Genomic DNA, 17,395 nt, shown 5'->3' on the forward strand with positions numbered 1-17,395 from the left:
AGCGGGACTGCTGAAAACTGGAAGTAGACAGAGGATAGCAAGATAAAAATATGTCTATTTGAAAACTTTGCATAGGTTTCCTTTAAACCTTCTATATAGCCTGTATAGCAGTAATTGCTATTGTATAAGTTATATCATCAACAGTTGCTCCTCTTGAAAGGTCATTTACAGGCTTGTTGATACCCTGTAATACAGGACCTATACTTAAGACATTAGCACTTCTTTGGACTGCTTTGTAGACAGTATTACCTGTATTTAAATCAGGAAAAATAAGTACTGTTGCCCTACCTGCAACTGGACTGTTAGGTGCTTTTTTCTTTGCCACACTTTCTATTATTGCAGCATCATATTGCAATGGTCCATCTACTAATATTTCTGGTGCTTTTTGCTTTAAGAGTTCTGTCGCTGTACGCACCTTTTCAACTTGAGCACCAGAACCTGAAGAGCCTGTGCTATAACTGATCATAGCAACTCGAGGCTCTATACTAAATTTTTTAGCAGACTCTGTACTTTGAATGGCTATATCTACCAATTGTTCTGCTGTAGGATCTTGATTGACTGCACAATCTGCGAAAACTATAACTTCATCAGGCATGCACATAAAAAATACTGATGAAACTAAAGATACATTTGGTTTTGTTTTTATCAACTGCAAAGCTGGTCTTAGCACATCTGCTGTTGTATGCTCCGCCCCTGAAACTAAGCCATCGACCTCTCCAAGATATAACATGAGAGTAGCTACTATTATTGGATCTTTTAAAGCTTCTTTAGCTAAGCTTTCTGATAATCCTTTATGTTTTCTAAGGCTCATTAGAGTGTCTAAATACTTTAACTTTTGAGCCTCATCTAACTGAATAATTTCTATATTCTTAGGTAAACTAAAACCATTTAGCTCAGCAACCTTATTAATTTTTGCTCTATCACCAATAAGGACACAATCTGCTATACCCTGTTCATAACAGTTTTTAGCTGCTAACAAAGTTCTAGGCTCGTAACTTTCAGGTAAAATAATTCGTTTTCTGGTTTGTCTTGCAATTTTTAGTAAATGGTACCTAAATGCTGGCGGCGACATCACTTGTTGTTTTGGAATACCTTGCCGGATAGCATGTAAAATCTTTTCTTTATCCAAGGAATTTACTATAACCTTTTTAACCCCCTGGATACGTTCTTTATCATCAGCAGGTATACCCATAAAATCTATATTAGCTAATTTTAGAATTGTGTTTACACTTCTATTTTTGGTAGTCAATATTACTAAACCTACCTCTTCAGCTGTATCTAAACATAACTGCTTTACTTTTTTATCTAAATATTCTTCTGCTGTTAAAATAATTCCTGCTATCTTTAAACCATTTCTAGCAGCTAGACACACTGTAACTAATATATCTGATCTATCAGCAGATGTTATCACCAAAGAATTTGGTGCTAGATCTCTAATAAAATTTTCTATCCTTCTAGAACACATTGTGACTCTATGCACTCTATTATCAAGCTTGCCTGTTGTAATAACATTTAGTTTCAAACTATTTTTGATATCAATAACCCGTGGATAAGTTTTTTCTTTATCCCACTCTATCACGCCTAATAAAGGTAGTTCATTTTCTCTTAAAACAGATAGTTCTCGTATTTCTTCAAAGCTGACATTGTTCCGCCTAATAGTAGAAGCATCCTCTTCTGCTAAACTAAAACTCATATGTCCATCATCGTCGTAGGGTGCGTTTAGTTTTGTGATTATTGCTCCTAAAGTTTTTATTCTTTGAGGTAAATTCCGGTAAGCATAATCTAACTCACCATTAATATCATCCAAAGATTTATTACCATGGTACGAAACCACTATAACTTTAGCTGACAAAGCTTTGATTAATTCTATATTTAATTCACTAACTACTCCATTTAAGGGGTATAGCTTATGGGTATCATTCCCTTGACGAAACAAACCAGAAACTATAACAAAATCATACTCTTGACACTTATCGTAAAACTTACCAAGCAATATCTCGACATAGTCTTTTATACGACTATTTAATAAATATTTTTCAATCTCTTCTATAGACATCTCCATATCAAAAATAGGGTGAAAAGTAGTTACTTTTAATCCTTCTTCCTGTAAAGCATATTCTAGACTTTTAGTTAGAATTCTAAGCCCGGTATATTTTGATGTTGGTAACATAAATATAGATGTTTTCATATCATTGCCCCTAGATAAGACTCTTAGTTTCACAAGCTATCATCAATTCTTCATTTGTGTTTACAATCATAATATTATGACTTTCTGGGGCATTAATAAAACTTTCTTTATTGCTATTTTTTTGATGATTAAGTTTAAAACCAATATTTTTAAGCTTAGTGACTATATTCTCACGAATATTAATTGCATTCTCACCAATCCCACCTGTAAAAACTAGTCCATCAAATTTTTCAAAATAAACCATATAACTTGCAACAAATTTAGCAATCCGGTGACAAAACATTTCTATAGCTAGTCTTGCTAGCTCATCACCGCGATCAGCTAAATAAGAGATCTCTCGCATATCACTATGTCCACAGATCCCTAATAGCCCACTTTGTTTATTTAAAGTAGTTGTGATTTTGTTTATATTCCAACCCAAATTATTGGCTAGAAAATCAAAAATTCCTGAGTCTATACTCCCTGAACGGGTGCCCATAATCAAACCATCTAAAGGTGTAAAACCCATACTTATATCAATACTTTTACCTTCAACTATAGCTGATAAACTGCAACCATTACCTAAGTGTGCAACTATAAAGTTCCCTTGATCTTTGCCTAAAAGTCTAGCAGCTTGGATAGATACATACTTATGCGATGTACCATGGAAACCATACTTTTTTATATGATATTTTTTAGTTAATTCTCTAGGAATAGCATATTCTGCTATGTACTTGGGTATTGTTTGATGAAATGCTGTATCAAATACTGCGACTTGTGGTAAATTTGAAAATATTTGCTGACAAAATGTTATACCTTCTATATTTGCCGGATTATGCAAGGGTGCGAGTGGTATGCAGTTTTTTATCTTCTCTAGAGCTCTTTCATCTATTACGACAGAGTCAGAAAAGTATTGCCCACCATGTACAACCCTATGACCAACAGCTACAATATCACCTAAATAACTATTCTCTTCTAAAAACATTTTTAACTCTATAAAAATATCTTTATATTGACCATTCTCTACAATTTTCTCAAAAACATTATCAGCTTTAATAACTATTCTACAATTTCTTTGACCAATATTTTCAGCTAAACCAGTCAGTAAAGATTTTGAACTTGTAGGATCAATAAGAGCAAACTTAACTGAAGAACTACCACAATTTAACACTAAAATATGAGACATTTATTAAAACAATTAAGATAACTATTAGCCTTAATTATACTATTTATTGCTACATAAGGCTAACTGCAGACGCAAGTCGCAAACTATTTCAGCATATTTGTAACATATTTTTGGCGACTTTATATTTAATGGCTATATTTGAGGTCCTAGAAGGGAATATCATCATCAAAATTAGGTGAAGTTATCTCTGCAAAATCGGGTATATTATCTTGTTGCGTTTTTTGCTGGTGAAAATTGTTAGTTGTTTGCTCATTATTATAATTTGTATCACCTTGAGCATTACTACCACCAATAAACTGAAAGTTACTTGCGACTACTTCTGTAGAGTATTGGGTATTACCATTTTTATCTTGCCATTTATTGGTACGTAATCTACCTTCTATAAACAGCTGTGAACCCTTGTTACCATATTTTTGGATAATCTCTGCTGCTTTACCAAATACGACTACTCTATGCCATTCTGTAGTGATATTTTCACCCATACCATCATTTGTAGCTAGGCTTAAAGTTGCAACGGTTGTACCATTTTGGGTAGTCCTAACTTCTGGGGTTATACCCAACCTACCTAGTAAAATAACTTTATTTACAGTTCCTTTTGCCATTATTAAACTCCTATATTAAATTTTCTCTAACAATCATAGCTTACCCTAAAACCAACAAATTTATAAGTAATTTATAATAAAAAGCATACTTTTTTTTAAGTATTGGTAGTTATGACGTAATGTATCTCATCATAACTAAACCCATTGTATATTAAGTAGTTTATAGCTTTTTGTTTTAATTTTGGATCTATCTGCAACATTTCAAAATCCTTATATTTCTTGTATAAACATTTCTTGCATAACTTAAACCAATCAACATTCAAAAGAGTCAGAAAGCCTTCTACCAGCTCTTGAGGCAAACCTTTTTGATATACAGCTGCATTTACAATCCTTTTTCTCCCTCTTAATTTGTCTATTTCACTATTGACAAAAATCTCTGCAAAACGCTTATCTGATACCCAATTATTTTGTTCAAATTCGTCTAGCAAATCTTCTATTTGCTCTTGCAAGATATTTGCTCTTTTGTAGAGTTTATCAAAAAGCTGCTTACGTGAATAATCTTGCTTAGCAAGAAGGCATAAAAGATAGTTTTTCTCTCTAGATAAGCTCATTTTGAAGGGTATGATCCTCTTGAAGTTCATCCTGAGAATTTAAAATTTCTTTATCTTTCTTAGGTTTACTTTTGTCCTTCAGAGGCTTATCAGAAGTAATTAAATCCTCTTTGTTAGACTCATTTTGAGACACATCTGTAGAGTACTTCTGCGGCAAGAGCAATTCTAGAATAGACTTTTCTATTTCATCACGTTCTGCTGTATTCTCTCTTAGATAATCTTTAGCTTTCTCTTTACCTTGACCTATTTTTTTACCATTATAGCTATACCAAGCACCAGATTTTTCAATAATATCGTATTTAGCACCAAGATCAACAAGTTCTGCTTCTAAAGATATACCCTCTCCATACACCAACTCAAACTCAGCCTGTTTAAATGGAGGAGCAACTTTATTTTTAACTACTTTTACTTTAATCTCATTTCCACTAATATCTGCTCCGTCTTTTAGTGACCCGCCTTTTCTAACTTCTAATCTAACAGAAGAATAGAATTTCAAAGCATTACCACCAGTTGTAGTTTCAGGGTTACCAAACATTACCCCTATTTTCATACGGATTTGGTTAATAAACATTACCAAAGTATTTGAGCGTTTAATATGAGCTGTAAGCTTTCTCAAAGCCTGCGACATCAATCTAGCCTGTAATCCCATATGAGAGTCTCCCATATCACCTTCAATTTCTGCTTTTGGAGTCAGTGCTGCTACAGAATCAACGATAACTATATCCACCCCGCCAGAACGTACAAGCATATCAGTAATTTCTAAAGCTTGTTCACCAGTATCTGGTTGGGACACTATTAGGTTATCAATATCAACCCCCAATAGCTTAGCGTATTTAGGATCAAGAGCATGCTCAGCATCAATAAAAGCTGCTGTACCACCTTGTTTTTGGCATTGTGCTATTGCAAGAAGAGTAAGAGTTGTCTTGCCAGAAGATTCGTGTCCATATATTTCTACTACACGTCCCTTTGGGTAACCACCGATTCCTAGAGCCACATCTAATGCTATAATTCCCGATGGGATTACATCAATATCATGTGCTGTCTGCTGGTCTCCCAACTTCATAATTGAGCCTTTACCAAACTGCTTTTCAATTTGTGCTAATGCTGATTCTAAAGCCTTTTCTTTACTCATTTTTCGACTCCCTTAGTGTTGCTTAGTGCTGTCACTAGACTTCAAAGAATCCTGATACATTGCATCAAAGTTTACTGCTGACAAACAAAGTTGTGGAAAACCACCACTAACTACCAAGTCCGAAATAGCTTCACGTGCATAGTGATAAAGTATATTTGGACAAAAAGAGTATTTAGCATGTTCTATCTGTGGGTCTTGCATATTAGAAACTGTAAAAATGCCTGCTTGTTTAACTTCTACTTCAAAAGCAATAACTCCATCATTTTCAACTTTTACTTCTACCGTTAGTACACTCTCATAAGTATTTTCTTCTGGTAATTTCTCTGCTGCAATTTTCAGATCAGTATGTAATTGTGGTCTCCACTGTGTTGTCCATATTTTATCGGCGTTTGGTACAGAAAAAGAAAGATCCTTTACATAAACTTTTTGGATTTGAAATTGTGGCTGTGTTTGTTGATCCATTTTATGATCCTTATTTTTTATTTAGTATTTTTATTCTAACTTAAAGATTTCACCGGGTAGCTAGCTTGTAACCATGCTTTTAAGCCATCTTTTAAAACATATACTTGCTCAAAACCTTCCTTACGTAATAATTGCATAGCTTTTTCTGCTTGATCACCATAGATAACTATTGGCTTTGTTTTGCTCTTAGCTAACTTTTTATGCTTATCCGCCAGATCATTAATATTGATATTCTGAGCTCCTATAATATGAGCTTTACTATATTGCTCATAATCTCTTATATCTAAATATATTCCTTTGTTTCTATTTACAGTAGCAACTGCTTCTACTGCTGAAAGATTATATTGAGATTTTTTAGACTGAGTTAGCTCAAAAACTATATATATCGCCAAAACAAGAATAAAAGATACACAAAAAAACAAATTTTGTGATACAAAGTAACCTAGATTTTCCATACTTATTGTTAATAATTAAAATATACCTGGACTAAGATTATACATACCTTTAGATACAAAAAAAAGAAGTTTTGGGCATATAGAAGATTTTAAAGAATTGTTATTCTAATTAAAAAATAGATAGATTATTGCATTTTTGCAATTACTTCTTTAGTTACATCTATACTATCAACGTTGTATAAACTCATCTCAGCTGGTAAAATCGCATCTAATTGATTATCTTTAGCAACCTCTGCGGAGGCTTTAGTTAGAGCATCCTTAAATGCATCAGCATCATCAGAAGCCATCTTTTGAACTTGAGCCATAAGGTCTTGATACTCTTTCATAGCTTTTTGTAGATCAGCTTGTGCTTGTTGTTTATCAGCATTTTCTTGCTGACCTGCACTTGCTGCATCTTTAGTATCACCTTTTGCCTCATCAGATTCTACTTGATCTTTTTCTTCTGTGTAAGAGTTCACTTTATCCTGTAAAGCTGTGATATTCTGCTTAAGCTCATCCATCTGAGGCTTTAATTTTTTCTCATCAGCAACAACTTTTGCTTTCCCTAGCGGAGATGTTTCGAAAATATCTTGTACATTAGCAAATCCAACCCCGCCTGCCATAGCTATCGTAGCAGAAAATATTAGACTACCCGCAATCGCTGCACCTATAATTGTTTTTTTCATAACCGTCTTTCCTTATTCTTTTTTAGCTTGAAACTTAAACCTTGATATTTACCGATTATAATCATGGTTAAACAATGTTTCAACATTTTAACTACTTTATTTCAAACTAAAGCTATTCTCCAATAATGCTTTATAATAGACTCCATTAGTTAACTTGTTTGATATTTTCGTTAAAAAATCTAAAGGTTGAGTATAATCAACAATATCCATACCATCCAATTTTTCATATTTTAACTGATCTATAGATGCAAAACCATCCACTAAGCCTATTTTTTCTGCTTCTATACCACTAAATGGTTGCCCAGAAAAAGTAGTTTCCTTAGACTTATCTTTTAATCTGTTTCCTCTTGATCTTAAAACTGCATCTATAAATACCTGATGGCTTTGATCTAAAAGCTTTTGATAATCTTCTACTTGGTCTGTTTTTTGCGGAGAAAATGGATCTAAGAAATTTTTATTTTTACCCGAAATATATACCCTTCGCTCTATACCTAATTTATCTATTAAACCAGTAAAACCAAAACTATTTCCTATTACCCCTACTGAACCTGTAATAGTCATTTTATTGACATAAATATTTTTTGCTCCTGCTGCTATATAATACCCTCCACTAGCACATACATCAGTACACACTGCATACAGTGGCTTTTCAGGATATTTTTTTTGAAGGTATTGCATGTGTGAGTATATCTCATCAGACTGTACTGGTGAACCTCCTGGGCTGTTGACTTCTACAACTACAGCTTTTGTCATCTTACTTTCATAAGCATTGTCCAAACTTTTATTTATTCTCTGAGCGCTCGCCTGAGAATCAGCTGCTATTACACCGTCAACTTTGACTAATGCCACATGCGGGCCTAGCTCTTTAGGTGAAAAAAACAAATTTGGTACTATTACTAGTATTACTAGCAAAACTATTACACTACGTACAAATATTCGCCATCTTCTCTTACTTTTGACATCTTTAATATGCGTTTTTGCAAGTTCTTCTAATATCTCGTTAGAAATATTCTTCTCCATTTTCACTCCACATGTTAACATTTGCATAAATAATATTATCAGAAAAAACCTATTTTGGAGACACAGTTATGGGTTTATCTTTGAAAGATAAAGCAAAAAATCTTGGACTTAGTAACATTCAAAAACATATATTCTTATGTTGTGATCAAGAAAGGCAAAAATGCTGCTCTGCCAAAACCTCTTTAGAATCCTGGGAATTTTTAAAAAAAAGACTTAAAGAGCTAAAACTATCACAAAATGGACACATTTACAGGTCTAAAACCCACTGTTTAAGGATCTGTCAAAACGGACCTATAGCTGTAGTTCACCCAGATAATGTTTGGTATCACTCATGTACCCCAGAAGTTCTCGAAGAGATAATCCAAAAGCATCTTATTGGCGGTAAAATTGTGAAAAAATATGCTTTTAGTAAGCCTCTCTAACCAATATCTATAGCTGATTCATTTTGAAATCAATACTCATAAGTTTTGATTATAGATTATACAGATCGTTAACTTTTCTTTTAAAAAGATTCTGATCAACCTCTTATTAAACCATCATTTCAACTATGCCTTAAACAATTTCTCTTTCACGTAACTCAACCCCTAAATCAGTAAAAACACATAATAGAATTGACAATTCAACTCCATATGAGAAACTTGATAATAACCATAGTAAAAATTATATAAAATATAATAAAATTTAACATCTAAAGTATGTAAAATGCAACCATGGAGGGGAAATAACATGGCACAACCTGATATCCCAAAAATCATATCAGAAGAGGCTCTAATCGAGGCTTTTTTAAAAGGCATTGACAATTTTAATGGTCTATATAAACTACAAAGTAGTAAGAACATCATCAGTAGTAACCTTGGTAATCTTTTCTTACAAAAGAATCAAAGCGTACATACCAACGATATCACCTCAATAGAGGTTGAAAAAGCCAATAATATTAAAGCTGCTTTAATTCGTATGCGCGATCATGATAGTGCCGACCGAGCTGCTTTAAAGGATTTTTTTAAAAACTTTGGCAACACCCTTCTTAAATTAAGCAATAATGAAGAAGATAACAATAAAAGAAGATATATAACCTCACACTATTCTTTCATTGCCTTAGCGATATTCCATAATGCAAGCATAGCAACTAGTCCATATAACGACTATTTAAATATGGAGAATCTACTCAAATGCTACCTCACCCCTGACACCTTACAACCTAAGATCACTGGAGGCCTTTTTAGGGTCGTGGGCATATCTCTAAATAAATTTTCTGACCCTAATTATAAATATTTGAGTGATAGCTCAGATTTTGATTTCAGATTTATTGCAAGGATAAGCGACACTGATAAACTATGGGCTTTTCTATGTGAAGAACCTCAGTTTAAAAATAAAATTAAAGTCTTACTTGGAAATGAAAAATATGAGTATTACATAGACCTAAATAAAAAAATCGAGCGGTACATACAAAATAAAGACATTTTAGATAATCACCTCAATTTAGTGGTTGGAAAAGATGCATCTGAAGCCATAAAAACATCTTTTAAAAACATAACAGATACTTTTAAAATCAAACATCTGATCTGCGAAGCAATTATCGCCTATCAAGCAAAATACAAAGAGAAGACCGATTCCCCTACCACAGGGTCTGGAGCAATTGGGATAACAAAAAAACAAGCTCAAACTTTTGCTTTTGGTTCTTTTGAGACACATATAAGAGATGAGATAACCTCATTAATGGGTGGCTCAAATCCCACAGGATCTTTACAAATGCTGCAATCGGTATTTCCACCTGGTGTTATTACCAAAATGGCAGCTGGACTAATTGGAGAGCTACTAGCAATAGCTACCGCATCAAAAGGATATGGTTTTATTAATCGACATGGGGTAACTGGACAAACTCGAGCTGTTTTACTTAAATTTTATATCGAAATGCTTACAACGTACCTAAGCAATAGTTACGATTATACCTTTTCACTAACAAATGAAGGCGATATCATATCTTACTGTAATAATATAGCTAGCATTAAAGAGATATTTATAGAAAGCTATAAAAATGCTGCTCTCTTGCTTCCAAATAAGAAACAGAATGGTAGCCTTTACTATTACCTTGAAATGTATGCTAACCCATCTAAAAACTATGAAGGTGTTGCTCCATCTAAAGCAACTATGGAGGCTTGGAACCAGACCAAGCTTAAAACTCACTATAAAGACAATTAAAGACAAATTTGCCTTTACAACTACCGGTTTAAATCATATTTTAGCGTTTTTCTTTACGCGGCCTAAGCTTCAAATTATAAGAAACTTGTAATTGATGATGTTTTATAAATTACATATGCCAACGCAGCTGATGCTCCAAAAAGCATTGTCACATCAGTAGGAGTGCCATTGGTATGAATTATATCTATTAATTCATCGTTTATAGGGTTGTTGTGTAGATAACCTCCATGTTCTTTAATGAAACTACTAATTTCACCGATTTCAGCTCCAGAGGTATTAATATTTTTTCTATACTTTTTAATGTCTGACAACAAAGATATTAGCTCCTTTAGTAAATGCAATGATCCATTAGAATTAAACCCAGGGGCGATAGATATCTTTCTTTTAGCGGCAGATAAGAACTCACTATCTCCGTTATTCCTTACAAAAGTATAAATCAACTCATCTAAAGCTTTGCTTGGATTTATTTCATAAAGCAATACATTCGTAGCTTTACTTAAAAAACCACAAACAGTATTCCTAAATTCTTCATTAGCATTAAAGTTAATTTCACCACATATTTCTAAATAGCATTCTATCGCAGAGGAAATAGAATGTATAAAAGTACACACTAAAAACGCTTTATGAATATCTAATAGTGCTTCTAATGATTGTTGATCAAAATACTGCTTTTTCTTTAGCCCTGAGTGGTGATATGACCTATCAGGAATCAAATTTCCATTTAAAGGAAGGGCAAAATTTCCCGCCCTTAATTGCGTTGTGGTGTATCCTGTAGTCTTTTTACTTAATGCATACTTTTTGATGTTATCTAGTTTCAATAATGCTTTATTTAAGGTGTCTTCACATTTAGATAAAAAGCTAATTACTAAATCTTCTTTACTGGTTTTTTTAATTTTGTTAAAAATTAAACGGTTCATCCCACCTGATGGTATATGATCACCATGTCCCTTTTTATTGATTAAATCATCAATAATATGCATGTTTGAAATCTCTCTAGAGGTATTAAAAATAAATTCTATTAACTCTTGGTAGCGGCCGTCATGAGCATTCTGCAATTCATCTGATGTTATAATAGTTAGTATTATCTCATTATTATATGTGGCAACTCTTTTTATATCTTTAAATTGTTTCACTTTTCCATAGTTATAATAATTTAACATAGATTCTTTTAATACAAGGATAGAATTTTTTTTAACTTGTCTTATTACTTCAATAAACCTTTTTGATCTCCCTTGATAAAAATACTCATCAGTTTCTAGACTTGTATAAAATTTAATTCGCTTAGCTATTTCTAGTAATGCATAATTAGAGTATTGATATCTACATAATTTGCTCTTTATCCACTCCAGCTCTATTTGCGCCACAATCCCTCTTATAATATCTGGAGAAGTAAGCCATTCTGAGTCATGTGCATGGAAATAGTTCTGAAATATGTTTGAGGCAGTTATCGCAAGAGATGTAAAGTTTCCATGAGGGTCTTCTATCAATTTTGACCTACCCTCCAGTCGTGCTTTTTTAAGGTTTTCTTGTGTTAAATCATTTGAATAACTATACCATCTTTTTGGTCCAAACTCCCCGATTAGAAAAAAACTAAACATTCTATGGGGTGTTAAGTCAATCCCATATTTCTCTTTATCTACATTAATGTTACTTTGTTCATAATATCTGAATATACGGTTTAACGTATTAAATTGGTTTTCATTTAGTTTTGCCATAATTTGCCTCTTTATTTAAAATATTATCTTATAACAAATTATCAATTATTTTTATTTTAAATATTAATTATTTAATTAATAAAGTATGCGACATTAATATTAATATTCTCATCTAAGGCGTTAATATCTATATTTTCTTCATCGCTTTTTTTATTATCAATTTGCTTTTTAGTGAACTGTACTTGCTCGAGAAAAACTTTCATAGTATAGTAAATTACTTGATTACTCCCATTTACCCACTTTTGAATTTTCTCATTCATATCTGGGCTTATATTTTGATGGAAGTTATTATAATCTTTTATCCTCATCCCAAATAGAGATAAAGTAGAAAATATATCTTTATTATTTCTTGCTGATATAAAAAATTGTTTAAAGTCTAACAACTCACCCTTACTAATCATATCGTTCTGTATACATACACTTTCAGACTCTTTTAAAATACTAGAAACATAAGATGATTCGCCAACATTCAATTGATTAAAAATAGAATTCATTTCTCTAGATTTGTGGGGTACAAGCGTTTCTTCAATTAAATAATCTTTTACCTTTAACATATTATCTCTCGTATTGTTTAACACTTTTTGAATATCGGTTGAGAGATTTATGAATAGCTTATTTAAGTTTTCCCGAGACTGCTCACCATGGTGTATATAGAAATCTTTATATAGTTTGAGCTCAATTAAAATAGTTGAAATAACGATATAGTTCCTAAGTAAAATTATTAAGGGTGTTATAAAATCTTGGATCATTTTAGAAAATTTATGTTTATCTGATCTTTTTTGTAACACCTCATCGATAAATCCCGACTTTATAGAGCCATCAATTAAATTGCCTAGTGATGAAGATATTAAAAAACCGTTACAGAAATAGGCCAATAACAAGTCTGAAAATACAACTCCTTTTAAACCATTTTTATTACCTATAAATATATTCTGATCCCTTAAATCTCGTGACTCTTTAAACATGTATTTTTCCGAGAGTCCTTTATATACGCAATTTTTTGCAAAGTCATCATAGCTTTTACAAATATTAGCTGTTATATATCTAATATGATTATGCGATTCAGTAATATCTTTTAGACTATAATTACTAGTGCCAATAGAAATAAATTTTATGTGAAATTCTCTCTCTATTATTTGAACCAATTGTTTCGTGAACCTCACCATATTTAAATATCTATTTTTACTTCTATTTTCTGATAAAGAAAATGCACCAAGCATCGTTTGATTTAAATAAACTTTAAGATGATTAACATCTAAATCATTATTTTCCTCTTCTTCAAGCGAAAGCATGTCACCAGATGTACAATAAAGAAAGAGATATTCTCGATATGTTGTTAATATATTAATTAAACTTCCTATTTTCTCTACATGACTTTGGTTAATAAAATCCACAAGAAGTTCAAAAATTAAAACTCTGATCTCTTCATATATCTTTTTAAACGTGTTTGCAAATTCTGTACTTAAAATCCCTGCATAAAAAAATCTCTCACAATAACCAAGTTGTTTATAAAGCAAACATCGAGACATAATTTGCTTCATCGAACTAGGTGTCATATCAGACTGACTTAATGCCAAAATTGCATCAATATTTTCATATATAAGTAAATATCTAACCAGGTCAGCCCTATGACCAATAGATCTATTTACATACTCTCTCAATAGTTTACACAAATGTCTTAAAACTGTTTCTGTTATTTTATTATATTGTGAATAAGGATTATTACTATGAAGATGCAGTTTGAACTTTGCAATTTTCCTTAAAGCATCAATATTAACAATTTCATTACTCATATAGTATTCGGTAGAAAAACATTTTTTTCTTGCCCCACCTACTTTATATTTTTCTGGAAAATCCAAGCCTAACTCTTTATATAAGCTTTGCATCTTTAATAAAATTTGATGATCATCTTTTGAAATTTTATTCATATGGATTAATTTTAAACACATAAAACTACAATATAACACAATACTTATAACTTCTATAGCAGGTATATTATAAAAATACCTACTGTTTTAATGCACTAAAAACTATCAGCTTAACTTTCTACAAAATTAGTAGTTTCATTCAATAGTTTTTATAATACTATTTAACACCAATTTTATAACTCCGGTACTGATAATATAAAATTTAATACTCAAAATTAGATGTTGCGATTTTAAATTTATTATATAAGCTATCAGAAAATATCTTGTGTACTATTGCTGTTTTATCATTAAGAAATTTATTTGAAATATCATCTATATCCGTTCTTGTACAAACACAATAATGCCAAAAAATAAATCTCAACGAAAACTCACTTTCAGATCTCCAAAAGCAAGTTAGTGCTGCTCTGCTAAGAATCTGAAGCTCAGAAACTCTGGAATAATCAATAGCTTTATATTTAATTCTGGGTATAGTTGAAGTTATCGCCTTTCCATACTGATAATATTTATCAATATTGCTTTCATCACCCAGAGAATCTCCTATTTGTTTAACGAAGTTACCAATACTATCATTTGAATTCGAACTGTTTTTAATATATTCACCATAACTACCATTTAGTAAATTATCAAATGCTTGGCATTGACTATGTTGGGTTATTTGATTCATTTTTAAAGTATTATTTCTACGTTCGAATACCGTTTTACCATTGTGGATTACTTTTTTGTAATCTAGAGATTCTGTAGCCAATCCCATACCGTCTAATCGAACTCTATTTTTTTGATCATCAATTCTTGTCATTGTGTCAATTTGTTGTTTCAAATTTCCTAAACGTTTATCCTCTGCTGTATTATTTATAAATCTACGGTTGATTCCAACTTTTTGTGCCTGGGCTAATAAAGCTCTAAGCTTTTTGCAATCTCCAGAAATTTTGTCAAGTAATCTTCTAATATTAGTACTTTGAGTTCGATAATATAGCAATAAATTATCAACTTCATCTAATGCATCAAACACTTTGCTGCAAAGTTTGTCGGAACTATTATTAATTTTTTCAATAGGAATTTTACCACTTAATGCTATACGTCTTTCTTCTATTATTAACGTTTCCTTGAAAATTGTCTGAATAGTTAGGTATGAAGCTGCTATTTTCATTGAAACTTCATCAGGTTGTGTAATGACAGAATTATTTTTGTTTTTAGCTTGCGCTTTTATCTTATCATCTGTAGCAGCGTTTCTGATAGAGACGTAATGACTTTCTAAATTACTAAAACGATTTTGAAAAAAAGATTGTCTAATTTTCATAACTTCATCAATCTCTTTTATATTTACAACACGATTTAATACTTCAGATTTTTTTTGAAACTCTTTATAAAGTTTCATTATATAAGCATCAACCTTATTGTCACGAGCTGTGCTAATAAAATTAAGCTTATTAACCATTAAAAGCTCAAACAATGAGTATGATCCTATATACACTCCATTCATGTTTGAAAGAAGGAAAAGTACCATATCAACAATATCCACGCATATTCTAGAAGGCATATCAGCAGGTTTATATTTAATAATTCCATTTAGCATCTTACATATTAAGACTTGAAGCATCAAATTATGGTTAAGAGCAGCGCCACCAATTTCAAGGCCTTTTTTAGTGTAGTCATAAACTTTTTTAGTGCTCTTAACGGCATCAGCTGCCATACCAGCTACAGCACAGCTGCCAAAATCAAGCCCAAGTAAACAAACTGATAAACTAACACCAATCAAAGTCCCCCAGCAATCAGGAATAGTCAGATCAAGAGCAAATGCTCCTATTTCACCAAGTCCTATGCTTTTAAGTAACTCTAATGCCGAGTTTCCTGAAATATTTAAAATCTCAGCTAAAATACTAGTTAAGTCGAAATTATTAGCAAATAGTACTTTAGCTCCTTCATTAGCATTCTTAACTAATTCGTAATACTCTAGTACTTTTGAATCCCCTACTATTGACCAAAATTTTTTCGCTGTAGCATGACCTATGCGTTTATTATCACTTAATTTTTTCAATAATCTAATACCGTTTTTAATAGAATTAGGCTGTTCCTCAGCAAGCAAAATAGCAGGATAAGCTTTTAAAGATGCTGTTACACCTCTAAGATAATGATCTACAGGGTTAGATAATAAATTGTGGTAATTCTTTTCTAAAAAAGGAGTATGGTTTTTTTTACTAAACTCTTTCATGTTTTCAAGCTCAACATTTATATCTATACTATTAAATAATATATAGATAGTAGTTAATTCATACAACAATCATAATAATTATAAGTGCAAATGTGCTTAATTTTTAAACAGCTATTCTGGTGTTAATACTATCTAATAGTATTTTTTCTTGGTAAAATCAAAGTGTGTGTAAAATAATGGAGATAGTATTATGAAAGCTTGCTTTAAAGAAAACCAAGAGTGTTGTAAAAAAATGGCTAAATGTGCTTTAGCTGTCTTTTTAACTATTTTAGGCGTTGCCGTGGCATTAAAGATAATTACCTTAATCTTAGCTATATTACCAGGATCTAGCTATGGTGATGCTTGGTTAGTTGTTATAGCTGCGGTTATTGTATTGTTTGCTTTAAAATACCACAAAAAAGATAACTGTAATTCTAATTGTGCTTGCCCTTGTTATGACAATGATAACATTTGTAGTGATGAAAATACAAAACCTAAGAGCAGCAATAAAGATAAACAATCAAAAGTTTAATTTTTTCTATTTTTCTTTATATCTATTTCATAGAAACTAATTATATATTAATATATTATAATTATTAAAAACCTTAACCATTCAAATAAATGCTATATTTAAAGCAAGATTGTTCTTTAACTTTACAGGAATGTTTAGAAAAATATAATAAAAATTACCCTTTTCTGAATGCAAATAATGGTCATGATGAAGCAAGTAAGTGGTTTAGAAACCATGATATTACTCATGTGATTTTTGGTACAAAACCTTTTCAAATAAGAGGAGAGGCTATAAATGATATTTGGACTTTAATTGGTTCAAATGTTACTTTTAAAGGTTATAAAGAATTTTTTAAATTTGTTGATTATAAAACTGTTATCAATAGTTACCTCAAGAAATACAAATATAAATTCATAGTTTACCTTGTAACGTTAGGCTATATTCCTATCTGTGTTTTAGCAGCTTTTAGAGCCTTTAAAATGACTAAGAAATGGGATTGGTATAATTATGATAATTACCTAAACACACCTGTTAAAGATATCCGAAAAGAATTTAATATAAAGGTTATAAAACCTTAGATGGACTGCATATATCATTACTATAATAACATAGAA

At 31.5% G+C, this 17,395-nt stretch carries 16 protein-coding genes; 4 read left to right on the forward strand and 12 right to left on the reverse strand.

The window, feature by feature from the left end:
* Positions 1 to 91: 91 nt before the first annotated feature.
* From pta to SD28_RS01085, 9 genes are all read right to left on the reverse strand, one after another.
* Positions 92 to 2,188 carry a phosphate acetyltransferase gene (gene pta / locus SD28_RS01045; RefSeq protein WP_039123235.1) on the reverse strand — a complete coding sequence of 699 codons (2,097 nt, stop codon included), beginning with the start codon at positions 2,186 to 2,188 and terminating at the stop codon, positions 92 to 94.
* A 10-nt stretch (positions 2,189 to 2,198) separates the two neighbouring features.
* Complete coding sequence (locus SD28_RS01050; RefSeq protein ID WP_039123237.1) at positions 2,199 to 3,353, reverse strand: acetate/propionate family kinase; 1,155 nt, start codon at positions 3,351 to 3,353, stop codon at positions 2,199 to 2,201.
* Between the two features lie 146 nt (positions 3,354 to 3,499).
* Complete coding sequence (locus SD28_RS01055; RefSeq protein WP_039123238.1) at positions 3,500 to 3,955, reverse strand: single-stranded DNA-binding protein; 456 nt, start codon at positions 3,953 to 3,955, stop codon at positions 3,500 to 3,502.
* A 95-nt stretch (positions 3,956 to 4,050) separates the two neighbouring features.
* A complete protein-coding gene (locus SD28_RS01060; protein ID WP_039123239.1) occupies positions 4,051 to 4,506 on the reverse strand; it encodes a regulatory protein RecX in 456 nt (151 codons plus the stop codon).
* Positions 4,493 to 5,638: a recombinase RecA gene (recA, locus tag SD28_RS01065; protein WP_052251846.1), complete on the reverse strand. Its 1,146-nt coding sequence runs from the start codon at positions 5,636 to 5,638 to the stop codon at positions 4,493 to 4,495. Before recA ends, SD28_RS01060 begins: the two co-directional genes overlap by 14 nt.
* A 12-nt stretch (positions 5,639 to 5,650) precedes the next feature.
* Positions 5,651 to 6,100, reverse strand: coding sequence for a protein-export chaperone SecB (secB, locus tag SD28_RS01070; RefSeq protein WP_039123243.1), 450 nt, complete (start codon positions 6,098 to 6,100; stop codon positions 5,651 to 5,653).
* A 35-nt stretch (positions 6,101 to 6,135) separates the two neighbouring features.
* Positions 6,136 to 6,555, reverse strand: coding sequence for a rhodanese-like domain-containing protein (locus SD28_RS01075; RefSeq protein ID WP_039123245.1), 420 nt, complete (start codon positions 6,553 to 6,555; stop codon positions 6,136 to 6,138).
* A 125-nt stretch (positions 6,556 to 6,680) separates the two neighbouring features.
* Complete coding sequence (locus SD28_RS01080; protein WP_039123246.1) at positions 6,681 to 7,220, reverse strand: OmpH family outer membrane protein; 540 nt, start codon at positions 7,218 to 7,220, stop codon at positions 6,681 to 6,683.
* A 96-nt stretch (positions 7,221 to 7,316) separates the two neighbouring features.
* A complete protein-coding gene (locus tag SD28_RS01085) occupies positions 7,317 to 8,240 on the reverse strand; it encodes a S49 family peptidase (protein ID WP_039123251.1) in 924 nt (307 codons plus the stop codon).
* Between the two features lie 68 nt (positions 8,241 to 8,308).
* On the opposite strand from SD28_RS01085, the gene SD28_RS01090 reads away from it, so the two are divergent.
* Together SD28_RS01090 and SD28_RS01095 are read left to right on the forward strand one after the other, a co-directional pair.
* Positions 8,309 to 8,662 carry a (2Fe-2S) ferredoxin domain-containing protein gene (locus tag SD28_RS01090; RefSeq protein WP_039123252.1) on the forward strand — a complete coding sequence of 118 codons (354 nt, stop codon included), beginning with the start codon at positions 8,309 to 8,311 and terminating at the stop codon, positions 8,660 to 8,662.
* Between the two features lie 304 nt (positions 8,663 to 8,966).
* The gene (locus SD28_RS01095; RefSeq protein ID WP_039123254.1) at positions 8,967 to 10,439 is read left to right on the forward strand and encodes a hypothetical protein; all 1,473 of its coding nucleotides are present in this window, start codon (positions 8,967 to 8,969) and stop codon (positions 10,437 to 10,439) included.
* A 74-nt stretch (positions 10,440 to 10,513) separates the two neighbouring features.
* Here the strand turns inward: SD28_RS01095 and SD28_RS01100 are convergent, their stop codons facing one another.
* The 3 genes from SD28_RS01100 to SD28_RS01110 all read right to left on the reverse strand — a co-directional run bounded on the left by SD28_RS01100 (position 10,514) and on the right by SD28_RS01110 (position 16,291).
* Positions 10,514 to 12,154, reverse strand: a complete 1,641-nt coding sequence (locus tag SD28_RS01100; RefSeq protein WP_039123256.1) for a hypothetical protein — start codon at positions 12,152 to 12,154, stop codon at positions 10,514 to 10,516.
* A 71-nt stretch (positions 12,155 to 12,225) separates the two neighbouring features.
* The gene (locus SD28_RS01105) at positions 12,226 to 14,082 is read right to left on the reverse strand and encodes a hypothetical protein (RefSeq protein WP_157698612.1); all 1,857 of its coding nucleotides are present in this window, start codon (positions 14,080 to 14,082) and stop codon (positions 12,226 to 12,228) included.
* Positions 14,083 to 14,284: 202 nt separating this feature from the next.
* A complete protein-coding gene (locus SD28_RS01110; protein ID WP_039123261.1) occupies positions 14,285 to 16,291 on the reverse strand; it encodes a hypothetical protein in 2,007 nt (668 codons plus the stop codon).
* Positions 16,292 to 16,481: 190 nt separating this feature from the next.
* Between SD28_RS01110 and SD28_RS01115 the strand changes: the two genes are divergently transcribed.
* A complete protein-coding gene (locus SD28_RS01115; protein ID WP_052251847.1) occupies positions 16,482 to 16,802 on the forward strand; it encodes a hypothetical protein in 321 nt (106 codons plus the stop codon).
* Between the two features lie 89 nt (positions 16,803 to 16,891).
* The gene (locus tag SD28_RS01120) at positions 16,892 to 17,359 is read left to right on the forward strand and encodes a hypothetical protein (protein ID WP_039123263.1); all 468 of its coding nucleotides are present in this window, start codon (positions 16,892 to 16,894) and stop codon (positions 17,357 to 17,359) included.
* Positions 17,360 to 17,395 lie beyond the last annotated feature (36 nt).

The organism is Allofrancisella guangzhouensis (genome assembly GCF_000815225.1).
Lineage (GTDB): Bacteria > Pseudomonadota > Gammaproteobacteria > Francisellales > Francisellaceae > Francisella > Francisella guangzhouensis.

Excerpts from the sequence above, each read along its gene's own strand:
- pta (WP_039123235.1), bottom strand. The coding sequence starts at position 2,188 with ATGAAAACATCTATATTTATGTTACCAACATCAAAATATACCGGGCTT.
- SD28_RS01050 (WP_039123237.1), bottom strand. The coding sequence starts at position 3,353 with ATGTCTCATATTTTAGTGTTAAATTGTGGTAGTTCTTCAGTTAAGTTT.
- SD28_RS01055 (WP_039123238.1), bottom strand. The coding sequence starts at position 3,955 with ATGGCAAAAGGAACTGTAAATAAAGTTATTTTACTAGGTAGGTTGGGT.
- SD28_RS01060 (WP_039123239.1), bottom strand. The coding sequence starts at position 4,506 with ATGAGCTTATCTAGAGAGAAAAACTATCTTTTATGCCTTCTTGCTAAG.
- recA (WP_052251846.1), bottom strand. The coding sequence starts at position 5,638 with ATGAGTAAAGAAAAGGCTTTAGAATCAGCATTAGCACAAATTGAAAAG.
- secB (WP_039123243.1), bottom strand. The coding sequence starts at position 6,100 with ATGGATCAACAAACACAGCCACAATTTCAAATCCAAAAAGTTTATGTA.
- SD28_RS01075 (WP_039123245.1), bottom strand. The coding sequence starts at position 6,555 with ATGGAAAATCTAGGTTACTTTGTATCACAAAATTTGTTTTTTTGTGTA.
- SD28_RS01080 (WP_039123246.1), bottom strand. The coding sequence starts at position 7,220 with ATGAAAAAAACAATTATAGGTGCAGCGATTGCGGGTAGTCTAATATTT.
- SD28_RS01085 (WP_039123251.1), bottom strand. The coding sequence starts at position 8,240 with ATGGAGAAGAATATTTCTAACGAGATATTAGAAGAACTTGCAAAAACG.
- SD28_RS01090 (WP_039123252.1), top strand. The coding sequence starts at position 8,309 with ATGGGTTTATCTTTGAAAGATAAAGCAAAAAATCTTGGACTTAGTAAC.
- SD28_RS01095 (WP_039123254.1), top strand. The coding sequence starts at position 8,967 with ATGGCACAACCTGATATCCCAAAAATCATATCAGAAGAGGCTCTAATC.
- SD28_RS01100 (WP_039123256.1), bottom strand. The coding sequence starts at position 12,154 with ATGGCAAAACTAAATGAAAACCAATTTAATACGTTAAACCGTATATTC.
- SD28_RS01105 (WP_157698612.1), bottom strand. The coding sequence starts at position 14,082 with ATGAATAAAATTTCAAAAGATGATCATCAAATTTTATTAAAGATGCAA.
- SD28_RS01110 (WP_039123261.1), bottom strand. The coding sequence starts at position 16,291 with ATGAAAGAGTTTAGTAAAAAAAACCATACTCCTTTTTTAGAAAAGAAT.
- SD28_RS01115 (WP_052251847.1), top strand. The coding sequence starts at position 16,482 with ATGAAAGCTTGCTTTAAAGAAAACCAAGAGTGTTGTAAAAAAATGGCT.
- SD28_RS01120 (WP_039123263.1), top strand. The coding sequence starts at position 16,892 with ATGCTATATTTAAAGCAAGATTGTTCTTTAACTTTACAGGAATGTTTA.